Source organism: uncultured Clostridium sp. (assembly GCF_947036855.1).
Taxonomy (GTDB): domain Bacteria; phylum Bacillota; class Clostridia; order Clostridiales; family Clostridiaceae; genus Sarcina.
On sequence record NZ_CAMQRY010000001.1, the window covers coordinates 68,482 to 86,052 of the forward strand.

Genomic DNA, 17,571 nt, shown 5'->3' on the forward strand with positions numbered 1-17,571 from the left:
AGTTTTAGGCAGTAGATTAATAATGGATATAATAAAAAATTTAATAGATGCAAAGATAGTCATAGCTTTAGGTTTAGGTTTTATAGTTTCTGTAATAATGGGACCTTTATTTATACCACTTTTACACAAATTAAAATTTGGACAAAACATCAGAGAAGATGGACCAAAGAGTCATCTGAAAAAAGCAGGAACACCGACAATGGGTGGAATAATATTCATAGTTTCAACAAGTATAGTAGCTTTAGGAGTAGGATTTGCAACTGATAGTACAAATATATCAGAAATAATAGCAGTAGTACTTGCATTCCTAGGATTTGGAGTTATAGGATTTATAGATGATATATTAAAAATAATTCACAGGAATAATTTAGGTCTTAGATCATGGCAGAAAATGATTTTACTATTAATAGTTTCAACAGCGATAGCAGTTTATGCACAGCGTACAGTAGGAACAGTTATAGCAATACCATTCTTCAATATTAATCTTAATCTTGGATATGCATATGTAGTACTTGCAATATTCTACTTTGCAGGAGCGAGTAATGCTGTTAACTTAACAGATGGACTTGATGGACTTGCTACATCTATTACTGTATTAGTAGCTACTTTCTTTGCTATAGTTAGTTATAATACAGGACATATGAGTCTTGCAATATTCTGCGTAGCACTTGCAGGAGCATTACTTGGATTCCTTAAATTTAATGCATTCCCAGCTAGAATATTTATGGGAGATACAGGTTCACTTGCTCTAGGGGGAGCAATTGCAACTGTAGCATTATTATTAAAAATGCCAATACTTCTTGCGATTGTTGGAGGGATATATGTTTTAGAAACAGTATCTGTTATTTTACAAGTTGGGTCATATAAACTTAGAAAGAAAAGAATTTTTAAGATGGCACCAATACATCATCATTTTGAACAAGTAGGATGGAGTGAAACAAAGATTGTTTCAATATTCTCAGTTATAACTGTAATTCTTTGCTTCATAGGATTCTTGTCTATTTAATTATTTAGGGGTAAATGTGTTTTAGGAGGAACTTTATGAGAGGGATTTTAAAAAATGGTAGTAAAAAAATAGTCAAAAAAGAAAAAAGAAAAAAGTATGATAGTTTTGATTTCACACTTTTTGCAACTATCCTAATTTTATTAGGATTTGGAGTTGTTATGGTATATAGTGCAAGTTTTTATAAAGCTACTATTAGTGAGAGTGATGGTATGTATTTCTTTAAAAGACAAGCAGGATTTGGTGTAATAGGACTTTTATTGATGCTTTTTATTTCAAAAGTAGATTATCATAAATTTAAAAAATTAAAGTGGCTTAGGTGGTTAGGGCTTGGAGTTTCAGCAACATTGCTTGTGATTACAATTTTAAAGATTCCAGGACTTACACATTCAGCATATGGTGCAACAAGGTGGATTAAGGTACCTATTATAGGGCAATTTCAACCATCAGAGATTGTAAAATATGCAGTAATTTTGTTTGTTGCAATTGAACTTTCAAGATTTGGTGTTAGAATAAAAAAATTTAAAGGACTATGGACAACACTTATTACCGTAGGTTTCTTTGCAGGGCTTATATATGCACAGAATAGTCTTAGTGTAGCTATGATAACTGCTGTTGTATGTGGAATAATGATCTTTGCAGCAGGAGCTGATCTTAGAATGATAGGTGGAGTTGCAGGACTTGGTATTATAGGAATACTTGGTATTGTTAATAAACCAGGATTTAGATCGGGAAGAATGGCGACATATTTTGATCCATGGAGTGATCCAACAGATAATGGATATCAAATTATACAATCATTCTTTGCACTAGGCTCAGGAGGGATATTTGGTCTTGGTCTTGGTGAGTCAAGACAAAAGACAATGTACCTTCCAGAACCACATAATGATTTTATTTTTGCAATAATAGGTGAAGAACTTGGTCTTGTTGGATGTTTATTTGTAATAGCGCTATTTATATTATTTGTATATAGAGGTATTGTTATTGCAATTACAGCAAAAGAAGTATATGGAACATTACTTGCAATTGGTATAACAGGTATTATTGGTATTCAAGCAATTATGAATATAGCAGTTGTAACAGGTGCAATTCCAGTTACAGGAGTACCACTTCCATTTATAAGTTATGGTGGAACAGCTCTTGTTATAAATTTATGTGCAATGGGTGTGTTACTTAATATTTCTAGGCAGTGTGAAAGAGAATATTAAAATATTAAATCTCTATGATAAAATGTTTATCATAGAGATTTTTTTTGCTTTAAAATAATAAATTGATTATAAAAAGCTAAATAACTTATCATATATAACAAAAATTAACACAAAAGTAATGAAAAAAGCAAATTTAAGTGATATTATTTACTTATATTAATTATGTTAAGGGGTTAATTATGAGTGTAATGACAAAAAAGAAGAGAAGTAAAAAAGTTGATGCTTATTTTCAAATTAAAGCAAGAAGAAAAAGAAGAAAAAAAATTATGTTTTTAATAATGATATTTATAATAGTTACAATTCTAGTTCTTGTTAAGGCACCTATGTTTGCAATTAAGGGAGCAAAGGTAACAGGAAATAAAATGATTAAAAGTGAGGGTGTTATTAATCAGAAAAATATTAAGGGACAAAATATTTTTTTAGTTGACACTAATGTTATAAAAAATGAAATATTAAAAAATCCATATATCAAAAGTGCGGAGGTTAAGAGGAAACTTCCTAATTTATTAGATATAAATATAAGTGAGAGGAAGATGTTTTATAAGATAAAGTTAGATTCTAAGATATATGTTTTAAATAATGAGTTGTATATAATGGATATTTTAGATGATGATAAAGACTTAGCCATTGTAGAAGTTAAAGGTTTAAAAGTTGAATCAGTTAAAATTGGAGAAAGAATAACAAGCAATGAAAAAGTGTCCCTTATATTATTAGATATTGCAACAAAACTTATTGATAAGAATAAGGATAGTATATTTACAAGTGTTGATGTTTCAAATAAGAGTGATATAAGCATTTTTAAAGGGGATATTGAAATCATTTTAGGACAAGCAATAGATTTAGATGAAAAATATAAGAAGGCAATGAAAATATTGGGTTCAAGTAATATTAAACTTAAAGATGGGTATATTGATGTTAGTGTAGTAGATGCTCCAGTTATAAAGGATAATTTGAAAACTGATAATGAAAAAGATGAAAATGCTAAAATTAAAAGTGAAGAAGAGAATATAGAAAGAGAATAAGTTTCTTTATGGGGGAGATATGAAAAAAAAGTATATACAATTATCAATAGGGAGTATTTGTGCAATAGTAGGTTTTCTTATGGTTTCACAATTTAAAATATTGAAAAACAATTCAGTAGACACTTTAAGTATGACTGATAAAGAAGAAATTATGATTGAAATAGATAATTTGAAGAATGAAAAGAGTGAACTTGAAAAGAAAAATTTAAATCTTTCACAGAAGTTAAGTAGTATTGAGGATAGTGCAGTAGATGAAGGAGATATAAGTAAAGTGGTTAAAGAAAGCCTTGATAAAACAAGGATGATACTTGGTGAGGAAGATGTTGAAGGCAGTGGGATTATAGTTAGTATAAATATTAAGTCACCACTTGTTATAGGACAAAATGCAGATACTATAAAAGAATACGAACTTACTCATTTAGTTAATCTACTTAATTTTTCAGAGGCACAGGCAATATCAATTAATGATTATAGAATAACACAGCAAACAGGGATTAAAAATGCTAGTGATTTTATATGGGTTGGTGATGGTAGGATTTCAAGTATAAAACCTATTGAAATAAAAGTAATAGGTAATATAAATAAACTCAAGGAAGGAATAACATTTCCTGGTGAAATGGAGTTTGGTTCGCTTATTAACTATGACTACAAAATGGAAGAATCAGATGAGGTTAAAATTAAAAAAAGTAATAAACCATTAGAAAGTAATTACTTAAATGAGTATAAGGAGGAGTAGAAATGTTGATTTTTTTAGGTATATCAATTGGGATAATACTAGGGGTAATATCACCAATTTATATAACAGATGAATTTTCTCCATATATAGCAATTATTATTTTAATAGGTGTTGATACTATATTTACAGGAATAAGAAATAATTTAAATCAGAGTTTTAAACAAGATATATTTATTTCAGATTTTATTGGAAATTCAATTCTTGGTGTTAGCTTAGTTTTTATTGGTGAAAAATTGGGAGTTCCAATTCATTTAGCTGTTTTAATAGTTGTGGTTGGAAGAATATTTAAGAATTTTTCACTGATGAAAAAAGGTATTATTATTGGTATGAGGAAGAAAGAAAAATGAAGAAAATTTTGATTTTAATTTTAGCAGTAATAAGTGGGTTTATAGTATCAATGGGTTTTAATATTAATAGACGTGGTGAAGTTATAGGTGTTAATGAGTATGAAGAACTTTATGAGGAAAGAACTAAAATACTGTCAAAAATAGGGGTGCTTGAGAGAGAAAATAAAGAACTTAATGAGAAAATAGATGTATATGAAGAGGGAAAAAGTGATGAGGATGAAACGGCTAGAATAATAGAGGAAGAACTTAAGATAAATAGGATGCTTATAGGTGAGGATAAAGTAGCTGGAGAGGGTGTTATTATAAAGCTAGAAGATGGATTTAAAACTTTAAATAACAAGCAAATAGATAGTTTTATAAGAAGACAAAGGACTATACACAATAATGATATTGTAGATATATTAAATGATATTAAAATAGCGGGAGGGGAGGCTATCTCTATAAATGATAGAAGGATAATTTTAAAAAGTTCGGTATACTGTGCAGGACAATTTTTAGTTATTGATGGTTATAAAACTCCTAGTCCATTTTATATAAAAGTTTTAGGTGATTCTGAAATGTTAGAAGAAAGTTTAATGGCAGATAATAGTTCAATTAAAAAATTAATTAATAGAGAGATAAAAATTGATATTAATAGGGAAAAAAACATAAAAATAACTGAGTTCACTGGAAAGATAGACTATACTAATATTAAAAAATAGAATAACCATGAAAAATGTAAATAAAATTTGAAATTTTTGAATAATAGTATAAAATAGTATATAGAGAGGTGAATTAGCATGGACATTAAAAAAAATATAGACATAGTAAAAGAAAATTTACCACAAGAGGTAACACTTATAGCAGTTTCTAAAACTAAACCTTTAGAAGATCTTGAAAAAGCATATGAACATGGAATAAGAGATTTTGGTGAAAATAAAGTTCAAGAAATTTGTCAAAAGTACGAAAATTTCTATAAGGATGTAAGATGGCATCTGATAGGAAATTTACAGAAGAATAAGGTTAAATATATTGTAGGTAAGGTACATCTAATTCATTCTATTGACAGTGCTTCTTTAATAAAAGAGATAGAAAAGAGATATAGAAAAGAAAATATTGTAGCAAATGGATTAATTCAAGTAAATATTGGTAGAGAAACACAAAAATATGGTGTCTTAGAAGAGGATATTTATGATATAATTGAGTTGATAGAAAATTGTAATAATATACGAATTAAAGGAATAATGGCAATTATACCCAAGGGTAGTGATGAAGAAAATAGAGAATGTTTTAAAAGAACAAAAGAACTTTTTGAAAAGCTTAAAAGTAAGGACTACAAAAATATAGAGATGGAAATTCTTTCAATGGGAATGTCAAGTGATTATAAAATAGCAATAGAAGAAGGTAGTTCTATGGTTAGAGTTGGGTCTGGTATTTTTGGAGCAAGGGATTATAATATTTAAAGTTTAAAGGAGGATATTTAGTGATGGAAGTTAAGGAAAAAGTGAGGAATTTCTTTGGGTTAAATACAGTGGATGTAGAGGAATATGATGATTATGAGGATATTGAAGAGGAAGAAGAGTATGAAGCACCAGTAAGAGGTGGAAATACTCCAGTAACACCAATTAATCAGTCAAATAACAATAATAATGGTAAGGTTCTTAATATACATTCAGCAGCAGATGCTAAAGTTATAATAACAAGACCTACTAAATATGATGATTCAGTTGATATATGTACAGCTCTTAGAAATAGAAATATTGTTATAATAAATACTAGTGCATTAGAAACAAAAGTAGCAAGAAGATTATTAGACTTTGTTAGTGGAGCAGCTTATGCTTTAGATGGAAATCTTGAAGATATAGAAACTAGAGTTTATGTAGTTTCACCATCAAATGTGCATGTAAGTAATGAGCTTAAAACAGAACTTAGTTCTAAAGGTATCTTTAACTGGAAATAAGATGAATAGAGATAGCTTTTTTAAGCTTTTAGATAATAAGCTAGATTTTGATATTGCAAAACTTTATAATACCTATGAAAAGGCAAGTAGTAGAGGAATAACTCTGTTTACAGAAGAATTTTACCCTCCTGCTATATGGAAAGCACTAGAGAAAATGTCTAACAAAGGATTAAATATAGAGTCTTATGGGATATTTGATGAATCTGATAGAAGAATACTAGCATTTAATAAATCTGAATGGGATTATTATCCTATAAGAATTTTAGAGATTAGATGCAATACTAAATTTACTAAACTTGAGCATAGGGATTATTTAGGGTCTATAATGTCTCTTGGAATAAAAAGAGAGAAAATGGGAGACCTTATTTTAAAAAATGATGATGTTTGTTATTTAGCAACTGATGATAAAATTGCAACTTTTATACAAAATAATTTACATAAGATAAAGAAGTTAAGTTGCGAGTGTACTATTTTGGATGAGTTTATTGAAATACCAAAAATAGAATTTAAAGAAGTAGTAGTAAATATAGCATCATTAAGGCTTGATTGTATTGTTTCAGAAATTGCGAATATGTCTAGAAATAAAGCTGTTGATTTGATTTCAAAAGGTTTAGTTCTTGTAGATTATATTGAGGTAGCAAGTAAGAGTTATGAAGTTGAAGAAGATGTAAGAATTACCATTAGAGGTGTAGGGAAATTTAGAGTAAAAGAAGTATCTGGAACTACAAAGAGTGGTAGGCTCAAAATTACAGTTTTAAAGTATGCATAGGGGGAGTTTGAGAATATGAAATTAACACCAATGGAGATAAATAATAAAGAATTTAAAAGAACTATAAGAGGTTATGCACAAGATGAGGTTGATGAGTTTCTTGATAGAATAGTTGAGGAATATGAAGCTTTATATAAAGAAAATACAAAAGTTAAAGAAAAACTTGAAAATGCAAATGAGAAGCTTGACCATCATATGCAAATTGAAAATACAATACAAAATACATTGATACTTGCTCAGGAAACAGCAGAGCAATCAAGAAAGACATCACAAGATGAAGCTGATAGAATAATAAGAAAAGCTAATGATACAGCTCAAAAGATTCTTGATAAGGCTCATAATGATGTTCTTCAAATTAATGATGATTATGATATTATTAAACAAGAATTTATAAAGTTTAGAGCTAAATTTAGAAACTTTATGAATTTCCAAATGGAAACATTTGATGATTTAGAGAAAGATTTTGTTAAAAACTTTAATGTAACTAAGCCAGAAATTCAAGAGCCTATTGAAGAAAAAGGTATAGAGATTAGTGGTTTTGACCAAAATAAAGAAATAAGTATTAAAGATATAGATGAAGATGTTATAATGGATGATGATATGAATGAAATCAAAAGTTATTTTGCAGAAAATTAATTTAATAAAATCTCACTTCTAATAATATGTTAGGGTGAGATTTTTGTTTGTTAAATAAAAAAAGAACACGAATAGGAGAAAAAATATGGAAACAAAAGAAATAATAGTTAGTGAAGCTGGTAATGGAGTAAGAGCAGATAAATATTTATCAGAAGTTTTAAATGATTTATCAAGAAGCTTTATAAAAGGACTATTTGATGATGGAAGTGTAATTGTAAATGATAAAACAGAAAAGGCTAAATTAAAGCTTAAAGAAGGCGATAAAATATTGATTTCTATACCAGAAGTTGAGATTTTAAAAGTTGAAGCTGAAGATATTCCTCTTGAAATAATATATGAAGATAGTGATATAATTGTTGTTAATAAACCTAAAGGTATGGTTGTACATCCTGCAATAGGGCATTTTAATGGAACTTTAGTAAATGCACTTTTACATCATTGTAAAGATCTTTCAGGAATTAATGGTGTTGCAAGACCAGGAATTGTACATAGAATAGATAAAGATACATCAGGAATTCTTGTTGTTGCAAAAAATGATAATGCACATAATGACTTAGCTAGACAGTTTAAAGAACATACAATAAAAAGAGAATATGTAGCTATAGTTGAAGGTAGAATGGGAAAAGAAGAAGGAACAATAGATGCACCACTTGCTAGACATGCTAAAGATAGAATGAAGTATGCAGTGGTTAGAGGTGGGAAAAATGCTATAACTCATTATAAAACGTTAGAAGTTTACAATTCTTGTTCACTTATAAAATGTAATCTTGAGACAGGTAGAACTCATCAAATAAGAGTTCATTTAGCATTTATAAGTCATCCTCTTTTAGGAGATACAGTTTATGGTCTAAAAAGACAAAAGCTTGTAAGCACAGGGCAAGCATTACATGCTAAAAAATTAGGTTTTATACACCCTGCTACAAAAAAATATATTGAATTTAATTCAGAGTTACCTGAATATGTTAAAGATTTAATAAAAAAATTTGGAGGAAGCTATGAAGATTAAAGCAACACTTTTAGATAAGAATGCTATAAGACGAACGCTTGTAAGGATTTCACATGAGATAGTTGAAAAAAATAAAGGTACTGAAAATCTAGTTTTAGTTGGTATCAAAAGAAGAGGATATCCAATTGCACAGAGAATAAGCGAACTTATAGAATCAATAGATAATATTAAAGTTCCAGTTGAAAGTCTTGATATAACATTATATAGAGATGATTTAAGTAAAGCGTCAGATGCTCCAGAAGTTAAAGATGCTAATATTGGTATTGATATAGTTGGAAAAAAAGTTATACTTGTAGATGATGTTTTATATACATGTAGAACTGTAAGAGCTGCTATTGATGCTATAATGGATAATGGAAGACCAGAGCTTATAGAACTTGCAGTACTAGTTGATAGAGGACATAAAGAGTTACCTATACGAGCTGATTTTGTTGGGAAGAATGTTCCAACAGCAAAAGAAGAGATAGTTAAGGTTGAAATTGAAGAAATTGATGGAGATGACTCTGTTACGATATACGAACAATAAGAGGAGATGAAAAAGTGGATTATAATTTAATAGCAACAACAACTTTTGGGATTGAAGCAATCGCAGCTAAAGAATTAAAAGCTTTAGGATATGAAGATTTAACAATTGAGAATGGTAGAGTTCATTTTGAAGGTGATGAAATGGATATTGCCATAGCTAATATGTGGCTTAGAACTGCTGATAGAGTTTTAATTAAGGCAGCAGAGTTTAAGGCAGAGAGTTTTGAAGAGTTATTCAACAAAACAGCTGAAATAGATTGGTCACAGTATGTACCGGTAAATGGTAAAATGCATATTACAGGTAAGTCTATAAAGTCAAAGCTTTATAGTGTACCAGACTGCCAATCAATTGTTAAAAGAGCTGTTGTAAAAAGTATGCAAAAGCATTATAACAAAGAATGGTTTGATGAGGATGGCCCAGTTTATAAAATTGAGGTTGGAATACTTAAAGATGTAGTAACATTAACTATTGATACATCAGGAGAAGGTCTTCACAAGAGAGGATATAGAGAGCATTCAGGTGGAGCTCCACTTAAAGAAACTCTTGCAGCAGCACTTGTTTTATTATCAAGATGGGATGCAGAGAAACATTTAATAGACCCAACTTGTGGTTCAGGAACAATTCTTATAGAAGCAGCTATGATAGCTAATAATATTGCGCCAGGACTTAATAGAAAGTTTGTAAGTGAAACTTGGCCAAATATTGATAAAGAGTTATGGGAACAAGTTAGAGAGGGTGCTAGAAAAGCTAGGAAAAATAATGAACTTAGTATCATTGGTTATGATATAGATGGAAGAGTTATGAGAACAGCTAGAAATAATGCAATAAAAGCTGGAGTTTCAGATTTTATAGAACTTCAAAGAAGAGATATAGCAGAGTTTTCAACACCTAGAAGATCAGGAGTTATTATAAGTAACCCACCTTATGGAGAACGTATGGGTGAGGAAGAGCAAGTTGAATTTATTAATAAGCAACTTGGTTTAATGCTTAGAAAATTACCTTGTTGGGATTTAAATGTGTTAACAGCATTTAAAGGTTTTGAAGATATGTTAATGGCTAAATCTAGTAAAAACAGAAAATTATATAATGGAACATTACAGTGTTATTACTATCAGTATCATGGTGCTAAGTAATAATTCTAATATGAAAAAGAGAAAGGTAAGCAAATTATTTGCTTACCTTTTCTGTTTCTATAACATTTGGTGGATCAATAAATAAAGTTTTATTTGTTGAATATGTTACCATTCCTGGTTTTGCACCAGATGGTTTTTTTACATTTTTTATAAGTGTATAATCAACCGGGACTTTTGTACTACCTTGACCTTTACTATAAAAAGCAGCAAGTGTTGCAGCTTCAAGTAAAGTTTCATCTGAAAACTCAAATGATGCAATTACAACATGTGATCCAGGTATATCCTTTGTATGAAGCCAAGTAAATCTTTTATCAGAAGATTTTAAAGTAAGTAAATCATTTTGTATATTATTCTTACCTACAAATATATCAATTCCCTCTTTAGATTTAAAGTGCATAGGCTTTGAGACTTTCTCTTTTTTTACTTTCTTTCTAGGGTCTCTTCTAAATCTTATATAAGAAGTAGCTATAAGTTCATTTTTAATCTCATCTATTTCAGCATAGTTATCTACATTTGCAAGGTTTGTTGAAACAGAATATAGATAATCCAGTTCTGCCTGTGCAAGTTTTAATTGTTTAAGTGCTTCAAGCTCTGCTGTTTTAAGTTTATTATATCTCTTAAATAGTCTTTGGACATTCTCAGATGGAGTTTTGTGGATATCAAGTGGTATAGTTACATATTCCTCTTCATCTGTATTATAGTAATTTAAAACAGTAGTATCTTTATCACCTTTCTTGAAACTATAAATATAAGATGTTAAAAGCTCACCTTTAATTTTATATTCATCTTTTTTTGCACAATCAGCAAGTGTGTTATTTAATATTTTAACTTTTTTTAGACAACGATCTGTGTTGGTATGCACAAGTCTTTGTATATTAACACTTTTTGCTGTAAGTCTATCTTGTTTGTCTTTCTTTGAATAGAAAGTTTCAAGTAGCTCACTTGCTGATGGAAGTTCTTCTTTTGAATAATCTTTGTATACTTCAAGGTCTTTTGAATAGAAATCAGTTATTAGTCCATTTTTAGAATAAATTATATGTTTATTACTTGTAAGTATATTATCTTTTTCCTTAGTTAAGAAATCAAATAGTATAGTTAAAACAAGTTCTTTGTCATATTCATTTATATATTTATTATAAAGTTCTTTTGAGTAGGTTTTAGCTACACCAGTTAGAATACCTGAGAAGAACTTTTCATTAAATTCAACTTGATTTTCTTTAAAGAAATCTTTTATAGTATCAAAGTTAAAATCAAGTATATTTATTTTGCTTGATTTTGGAGGATAAACATAGTCAACACCAGGATATAAAACTCTAAAACTATTTTGACTAGCATTTAAGTGTTTTATAGATTCCATAACCTTTCCATCTCTCTCTCTTACAAGTGAGATATTACTATGACGACCCATTATTTCAATTATAAGTTTATAGTGACTTTCAAATCCAAGCTCATCTTTAGCTTCTATTGTGAAAGTTAGAACTCTATCAAGGTCTAATTGTTCTATGTTAACAATTCTACCACTGCAAAGGTATTTTCTCATAAGCATACAAAATGTAGGTGCTTTAAGTGGGTTAGCCTTTGGTATATTTGTAAAATGTATTCTAGGGTATGTTGAACTAGAAGAGATAAGAAGCTTTTTATTTTCCTTTCCTCTTATAGTTAAAATTATTTCATCTTTCTCTGGTTGGTTAATTTTATCTATTTTAGAACCTATTAAAGATTCTTTTAATTCATTTGTTAGATTGTACATGAAAATACCATCTAAAGCCATAAAAATCAGTCCTTTCTTAGCTTTATAGTTTAAATAAGTATAACATTTTGAAGCAAGTAATGGAAATTTTAAAGTTTGTCTAGTAGTAAATAAACGTTTGATGATAATGATATAGATAGTAATTAAGTAAATTCTGAAAAATATATTAAGTTATTAGTATTTAGGTAATTTCATATTAGATAAATGATATAATATTTTTGTTATAAGAAGTTTAGATAGGATGAACTTTAGGATTAAGTGAGGGATGGAAATGAAAAAGAATTATAAAACAGTATTACTTGGGATTTCTTTTTCTATGATGTTTTTTTATGGCTGTGGAAAGAAGCCGATAGAGGAAGTTTCTTTGGAAAAAGTAGATATAGTAGACAATCTTATTATTGATATGGAAAATGATAAGGAAATATATAAGTACATAGATAAAGGTAATTTGGTGAGTTTGAATTTAGAGGCACATGGAAAGCTTAGAGCCTATAGTGAAAAGGCTGATGTTGCAGTGTTTTTGGAATATTCAGAGAATGGAAAGAAAATTAATATAAGATCTAATGATGAAATTAAAAGTTTTTTTGTGTCTGGAGATATAAGTTTTATAAATATTAGCAGTGATGGAGATTATATATTTCTAAAAACTACGACAGATAATATATCAGAATATAAAATAGTGGATAGACATAATTTATCAAGTGTTAATATATCAGATAATATAGCAATTTCAGGGGACTTAATAAGATTTTTAGATAATGATAATTTGATTTTTTATGGAGTGTATATGGATAATAATGATTGTGGTATATTTAGCTATAATATAAAAGATAGAAGTTATAAACTTCTTAAGGAGATTAAGGAAAAGTTTGTGAATTATATAGATGTTCTTTCTGATAGTGAAATTTTAATTGGACAGGTTATAGATGGGCAAAATAAAATTGCTTTATTAGATTTAAACACTTTAGAGGAAGAAATTTTATGTGATGGTTTTGAAAATATAGATACATCAGTAATTTATGAAGGTGATATTTATATGAGTGCATTTGAAAATGGGAATTATAATTTGTATAGAGTAGATATTAATAGTAAAAGCATCAAGAGATTAACTTATGGTTTTCCCAAAAGTTTAGGTAGAGAAAGTGGGTTTGTTATTGAGGAGAATAAAATTTATTTTTCAGATATAACAGGAAAATTATATTTTTATGATATAAAAAGTGAAAGTACAAATATTTTAGAAAATCAAATAGGAATGAATATGATAGTAGATAAATAATTTTATTGTTTATCTATTTTTTTATAGGTTTATTCTGGAAAAATATGTTAATAATCATATTTAAGAGGTGATAGATATGAATATAACAAAGGAAATTATTGATACAAAGGCTATGAAGAGAATACCTAAAACTATGGCAAGTAAATTTAATATGGTAATGACTAGAGATGATGATGATAATTTAGTCGCATGTAGTGATAGTATAACTATGGATAAGAAGCTTTACCTTAATCTTGTTTTTAATAAAGAGATTGATATTAAAAAGATAGAGAAAAGAAAAGTTGTAAGTATGATAAAAGAGTATAACTCAAATAGGGAAAATTCTGTTTTAAATGAGAATTATATAGCTGTAGAAGTTAAGAAGATTATTGATATAGCCATAAAGAAAGGGGCTAGTGATATACATATAGAACCTGAAATTTATTTCTCAAATATAAGATTTAGGATTAATGGTGATTTAGTTTTACATGATAGGCTTTCAAAAGATGATTATCAGTCAATTATCAATAGAATAAAAGTTTTATCAGCTATGGATATATCTAATAGACTTGAGCCACAAGATGGGAAAATGAAAGTGGATATAGGTATAGAGCAGATGGATGTTAGAGTTTCTAGTATTCCAACAACTAATGGAGAAAAACTTGTGTTAAGAGTTTTATATAAAGATGAAGGGCTTAATAAACTTAGTAATTTAAATTTTTCGAAGAAGCAGACACAGAAAATAGAGAGGCTTTTAAAATTTAAAAATGGAATGATAATTGTCAATGGACCAACTGGAAGTGGAAAATCTACGACATTATATGCATTACTTAATGAGCTTGATAAAAATATGCTTAATATATGCACTTTAGAAGACCCTGTAGAGTTTGATATGCCTATGATAACACAAAGTAATATTAATGAAAAAGTAGGGTTCACTTTTTCAAATGCACTTAGATATGTTTTAAGGCAAGATCCAGATGTTATTTTTGTAGGAGAAATTAGAGATGAAGAAACTGCAAAAATGTCTGTTAGGTCATCTATTACAGGTCATAAGGTTTTATCTACTATTCATACATCATCAGGTGGTGAAGTTGAGAATAGACTTTTAAATATGGGAGTTGAAAAGTATTTATTAGATGATGCACTACTTGGAATCATAACTCAAAGGCTTATAAAGACGCTTTGCAAAGCGTGTAGAGAGAAATATGACTATGAGGTTGATGGAGAAATTAAAGCCTTATATAAAGCTTGTGGTTGCAGTTTATGTAGTAATACAGGATATTCTGGAAGAACTGTTGTTGCAGAGGTAGTTAATTTAAAGGATGAGGAAGATATAAAATGGGGAGATGAACTTTTAGAGTCAGTAAAGGAACTTGTTTTAAATGGAGAAATAACATTTGACGATTATATTATTTTTAAAGATAGTGAGGGACTAGGTGATTAAATTAAAAAAGAGAAAAGATTATGCAAGTATAGTATATATTTTATCTAGTTTAGAAGCTTACGTAAGTTCGGGGATTAATTTTATGAAAGCACTAGAACTTATAGAGGAAGGACTAACTAATAAAAATTACAAAAAATCTATAGCCAGAATTTATAAAAGAATAAGTGAGGGTGAATCAATATCAGAAGCTTTTTTAGAAGAGGAAGATTTATACACGAGTGTATTTTCAGATATGTTAATTGTAGCAGAGCAGAGTGGAGAACTTGAAGTAGTTCTTAAAAATATGACCGTACATTTTGAGAAAAAAGCAAGTTTATCTAAAGAGGTTTTTGCAGCTACATTATATCCTAAATTACTTTTTGGTATTTCTTTTATAGTTTTTATGTTGTTTATAGATTTTGTATTACCGGAAATAGTATCAATGTATGAGGGGCTTGAGGCAGAGTTAAATATAATGACAAGGTTTGTAATTGCTTTAAATGGATTTTTTGAAATATATAATATTTATTTATTCTTTAGTGGAGTTTTAATAATTGTCATTGGTTTATATTTTTTTGTGAGATGGAAGTTTAAGGAAATTGATTTTATAGGATTTTTATCAATAAGAAAAAGATATAAGGAACTTAGTATTGTATCAATATTAAAACTTGTTATAGAGAGTGGTGTGCCACTTATAAGTGCCTTAGAAAGATTATCACATTCAATAGCTGAAAAGTATACAAGAGATTACATAAAGATTATTTTAGAGGCTTTAAGAAGAGGTGAGGATATGTCTTATGCAATAGGTCAGATAGATGTTATGTCTAGTGTTAGTAAAAGTTTCTTTTTATGTGGTGAAAAAAGTGGAAGACTTGATGTAACAACAAGTAAACTTGTTGGGATTTTAGAAAAAGATTTTTCAGGACGGTTAAAAAGTATGGTTTCAAAGATAGAGCCTATTAGTATATGCTTTTTAGGTGTTATAGTTTTGGGGCTTGTACTTATGGTATTTATACCTATGTATGACTATATGAGTTATGTTTAAAAGACGAGGAGTTACACTCCTTGAAACTGTTATTTATTTAGGGCTTTTATCAGTTGTTTCATTGATAGCATCTATGAATATAAATTATTTGATGGAAAGAAAAATTAAAAGTGAAGCTGTAAATGAGTTTGGGGAAATTAAAAATATGATAATATTAGAAACTTTGAATTGTAAAAAGGAAGGGATAACAAGTTCTGTAAACATTAAAGAAGAAAGTATTTTAATTGGTGAAAAAAATGAAATTAAATTTAAAAATTTGAAGAATTTAGGTGGCAGAGATAGTTATATTTTAAAGAAAAATGGAAAGTTTAATGGAGAATTTAAAATTGAATTTATAGATGAAAGTGGTGAAATATATAAAATTATTGATTGCAACAAGTGTGGAGGGATTCATAAATAAAAAGAAAAAAGGTTATTTGCTTATTGAGGTAGTGGTAGGATTTGCACTACTTAGTATAATTTCTGTTTGTATATTTAGTGCATTTGATATGGGGCTTAATATACAAAAGAAATCAAATGATAGCTATAATGAATATTCAGTTTTGTATGCTGTTAAAAAAGAGTGTTTGAATAATATGAGTATTTCAAATTTTAAAGATTCTAAAAAAGTTTTAGCTAAAGATTTTATAAAAGAAGATAGTAAACTTCATAGTATATTTGATATTAGTGGGATTTATATTGATATTTCAAGTGAAGATTTAAATGGTGATATTGAAATAAAAGTATTTAAAGAAAAAGAGGTTATAAGCTTTAGGAGGAATTCGTGCGTAGATATATAAAGCAAAAAAAAGGACATTTAATTTTAGAAGTTGTAGTATACCTTGCCATTGTATCAATTCTTATGATGTGTGTTATGAATCTTGGGATTTTTATAATAAAACAGCATAATCAATCAGTGAAAAAACTTGCAGATAAAGTTGACTTTATAAGTTTAGATGAGCGAATTAAAGGGATAATAAATAGTCCGATAAATAATGTTAAAGTTAAGGTCAATGAAGCAAATGATAAAAGACCAAATAATATAGAGGTTTATGAAATAGGTGAATACAATCAAAATAATAATACATATATCTATTTTGAAGCAGGGAACATAAGAATTGAAAATGAAAAATTAGAAGTAGGTGGAGTGATAACTGGAGATGATGATGTTGTAAACTTAGAAGGTGATCTTGAAAATATAATAATTACAGAGGATAGAAATTTAATATATATAGAATATATTTTTGTTAATATAGGGAAAAAGGTTGGGGTGTATGAAAAATAAAAAAGGAATTGTTACAGTACAAATAGTATGTTTTTTAAGTTTTATTTCAGTTGTTAGTTTATTAATTTTAAAAACTGAAATTAGTAAAACAAAATTTGTGGATTTTTATAAAAAAGAATCTTTTATAGAAGAGGATGTAAGAGAACTTGCGCAGAGATATTTATATAAATTTAAGACTGAAAAATTGGATTTACTAGAGCAATTAGATGATGAAAAAATTAGAAAGCAAGAGTATAGTCATTATGATAGTGGAAGTAAAATAAGTTATGATGAAGAAGCACAGGCGTTTAAAGTTACAGTTCATATAGATTATCAATTTAATTATTATGAATACTATAAATATAAAATTATAGAAGATAAAGGGATGAAAAATATTATTTTTAGTGAATTAAAATAAATTGTAAGTGATAAGGTTTAAATTAACTTTACTAGTTAAAAAATATAAAATTGAGATTATAATTAAAAATTGAGATAATATTTCTTAAAGTAATTGCATTTACAGGTAC

The 17,571-nt window shown here is 28.1% G+C and carries 21 protein-coding genes; 20 read left to right on the forward strand and 1 reads right to left on the reverse strand.

Going from position 1 to position 17,571, the window contains the following annotated elements:
• Positions 1-22 precede the first annotated feature (22 nt).
• From mraY to Q0V15_RS00385, 13 genes are all read left to right on the forward strand, one after another.
• Entirely contained in the window at positions 23-1,006 is a 984-nt protein-coding gene (gene mraY / locus Q0V15_RS00325) for a phospho-N-acetylmuramoyl-pentapeptide-transferase (RefSeq protein WP_297434994.1), read from the forward strand.
• Between the two features lie 35 nt (positions 1,007-1,041).
• Complete coding sequence (gene ftsW, locus Q0V15_RS00330; protein ID WP_297434995.1) at positions 1,042-2,211, forward strand: putative lipid II flippase FtsW; 1,170 nt, start codon at positions 1,042-1,044, stop codon at positions 2,209-2,211.
• Between the two features lie 179 nt (positions 2,212-2,390).
• Positions 2,391-3,233 carry a cell division protein FtsQ/DivIB gene (locus tag Q0V15_RS00335; protein ID WP_297434996.1) on the forward strand — a complete coding sequence of 281 codons (843 nt, stop codon included), beginning with the start codon at positions 2,391-2,393 and terminating at the stop codon, positions 3,231-3,233.
• Positions 3,234-3,252: 19 nt separating this feature from the next.
• The gene (locus Q0V15_RS00340) at positions 3,253-3,969 is read left to right on the forward strand and encodes a DUF881 domain-containing protein (RefSeq protein WP_297434997.1); all 717 of its coding nucleotides are present in this window, start codon (positions 3,253-3,255) and stop codon (positions 3,967-3,969) included.
• Positions 3,970-3,971: 2 nt separating this feature from the next.
• A complete protein-coding gene (locus Q0V15_RS00345; RefSeq protein ID WP_297434998.1) occupies positions 3,972-4,316 on the forward strand; it encodes a DUF1290 domain-containing protein in 345 nt (114 codons plus the stop codon).
• On the forward strand, positions 4,313-5,017 hold the full coding sequence (locus Q0V15_RS00350; RefSeq protein WP_297434999.1) for a DUF881 domain-containing protein: 705 nt from the start codon (positions 4,313-4,315) through the stop codon (positions 5,015-5,017). Before Q0V15_RS00345 ends, Q0V15_RS00350 begins: the two co-directional genes overlap by 4 nt.
• Positions 5,018-5,095: 78 nt before the next feature.
• Positions 5,096-5,758 carry a YggS family pyridoxal phosphate-dependent enzyme gene (locus Q0V15_RS00355; protein WP_297435000.1) on the forward strand — a complete coding sequence of 221 codons (663 nt, stop codon included), beginning with the start codon at positions 5,096-5,098 and terminating at the stop codon, positions 5,756-5,758.
• Positions 5,759-5,781: 23 nt separating this feature from the next.
• Positions 5,782-6,255 carry a cell division protein SepF gene (locus Q0V15_RS00360; protein ID WP_297435046.1) on the forward strand — a complete coding sequence of 158 codons (474 nt, stop codon included), beginning with the start codon at positions 5,782-5,784 and terminating at the stop codon, positions 6,253-6,255.
• The gene (locus Q0V15_RS00365) at positions 6,206-7,024 is read left to right on the forward strand and encodes an RNA-binding protein (RefSeq protein WP_297435001.1); all 819 of its coding nucleotides are present in this window, start codon (positions 6,206-6,208) and stop codon (positions 7,022-7,024) included. Before Q0V15_RS00360 ends, Q0V15_RS00365 begins: the two co-directional genes overlap by 50 nt.
• Before the next feature lie 15 nt (positions 7,025-7,039).
• Positions 7,040-7,660 (forward strand): DivIVA domain-containing protein, encoded by a 621-nt coding sequence (locus tag Q0V15_RS00370; protein WP_297435002.1) that lies wholly within the window; start codon positions 7,040-7,042, stop codon positions 7,658-7,660.
• Positions 7,661-7,745: 85 nt separating this feature from the next.
• Positions 7,746-8,666, forward strand: coding sequence for an RluA family pseudouridine synthase (locus tag Q0V15_RS00375; RefSeq protein ID WP_297435003.1), 921 nt, complete (start codon positions 7,746-7,748; stop codon positions 8,664-8,666).
• Positions 8,656-9,192 carry a bifunctional pyr operon transcriptional regulator/uracil phosphoribosyltransferase PyrR gene (pyrR, locus tag Q0V15_RS00380; protein WP_297435004.1) on the forward strand — a complete coding sequence of 179 codons (537 nt, stop codon included), beginning with the start codon at positions 8,656-8,658 and terminating at the stop codon, positions 9,190-9,192. Before Q0V15_RS00375 ends, pyrR begins: the two co-directional genes overlap by 11 nt.
• Before the next feature lie 14 nt (positions 9,193-9,206).
• Positions 9,207-10,325, forward strand: coding sequence for a class I SAM-dependent RNA methyltransferase (locus tag Q0V15_RS00385; protein ID WP_297435005.1), 1,119 nt, complete (start codon positions 9,207-9,209; stop codon positions 10,323-10,325).
• Between the two features lie 34 nt (positions 10,326-10,359).
• Here Q0V15_RS00385 and Q0V15_RS00390 read toward each other — a convergent pair whose 3' ends face one another.
• The gene (locus Q0V15_RS00390) at positions 10,360-12,096 is read right to left on the reverse strand and encodes an NFACT family protein (RefSeq protein ID WP_297435006.1); all 1,737 of its coding nucleotides are present in this window, start codon (positions 12,094-12,096) and stop codon (positions 10,360-10,362) included.
• Between the two features lie 250 nt (positions 12,097-12,346).
• Between Q0V15_RS00390 and Q0V15_RS00395 the strand changes: the two genes are divergently transcribed.
• The 7 genes from Q0V15_RS00395 (at position 12,347) to Q0V15_RS00425 (ending at position 17,462) form a co-directional block, all read left to right on the forward strand.
• Positions 12,347-13,351 (forward strand): hypothetical protein, encoded by a 1,005-nt coding sequence (locus tag Q0V15_RS00395; protein ID WP_297435007.1) that lies wholly within the window; start codon positions 12,347-12,349, stop codon positions 13,349-13,351.
• A 76-nt stretch (positions 13,352-13,427) separates the two neighbouring features.
• On the forward strand, positions 13,428-14,777 hold the full coding sequence (locus Q0V15_RS00400; protein ID WP_297435008.1) for a GspE/PulE family protein: 1,350 nt from the start codon (positions 13,428-13,430) through the stop codon (positions 14,775-14,777).
• Positions 14,770-15,801, forward strand: coding sequence for a type II secretion system F family protein (locus Q0V15_RS00405; protein ID WP_297435009.1), 1,032 nt, complete (start codon positions 14,770-14,772; stop codon positions 15,799-15,801). Before Q0V15_RS00400 ends, Q0V15_RS00405 begins: the two co-directional genes overlap by 8 nt.
• A complete protein-coding gene (locus Q0V15_RS00410; RefSeq protein WP_297435010.1) occupies positions 15,794-16,201 on the forward strand; it encodes a Tfp pilus assembly protein FimT/FimU in 408 nt (135 codons plus the stop codon). Before Q0V15_RS00405 ends, Q0V15_RS00410 begins: the two co-directional genes overlap by 8 nt.
• Positions 16,182-16,580 (forward strand): hypothetical protein, encoded by a 399-nt coding sequence (locus tag Q0V15_RS00415; RefSeq protein WP_297435011.1) that lies wholly within the window; start codon positions 16,182-16,184, stop codon positions 16,578-16,580. The genes Q0V15_RS00410 and Q0V15_RS00415 overlap by 20 nt, the downstream gene beginning before the upstream one ends.
• Positions 16,565-17,065, forward strand: coding sequence for a hypothetical protein (locus Q0V15_RS00420; protein ID WP_297435012.1), 501 nt, complete (start codon positions 16,565-16,567; stop codon positions 17,063-17,065). The genes Q0V15_RS00415 and Q0V15_RS00420 overlap by 16 nt, the downstream gene beginning before the upstream one ends.
• Complete coding sequence (locus tag Q0V15_RS00425) at positions 17,055-17,462, forward strand: hypothetical protein (protein ID WP_297435013.1); 408 nt, start codon at positions 17,055-17,057, stop codon at positions 17,460-17,462. Before Q0V15_RS00420 ends, Q0V15_RS00425 begins: the two co-directional genes overlap by 11 nt.
• The last annotated feature ends 109 nt before the right edge of the window (positions 17,463-17,571 follow it).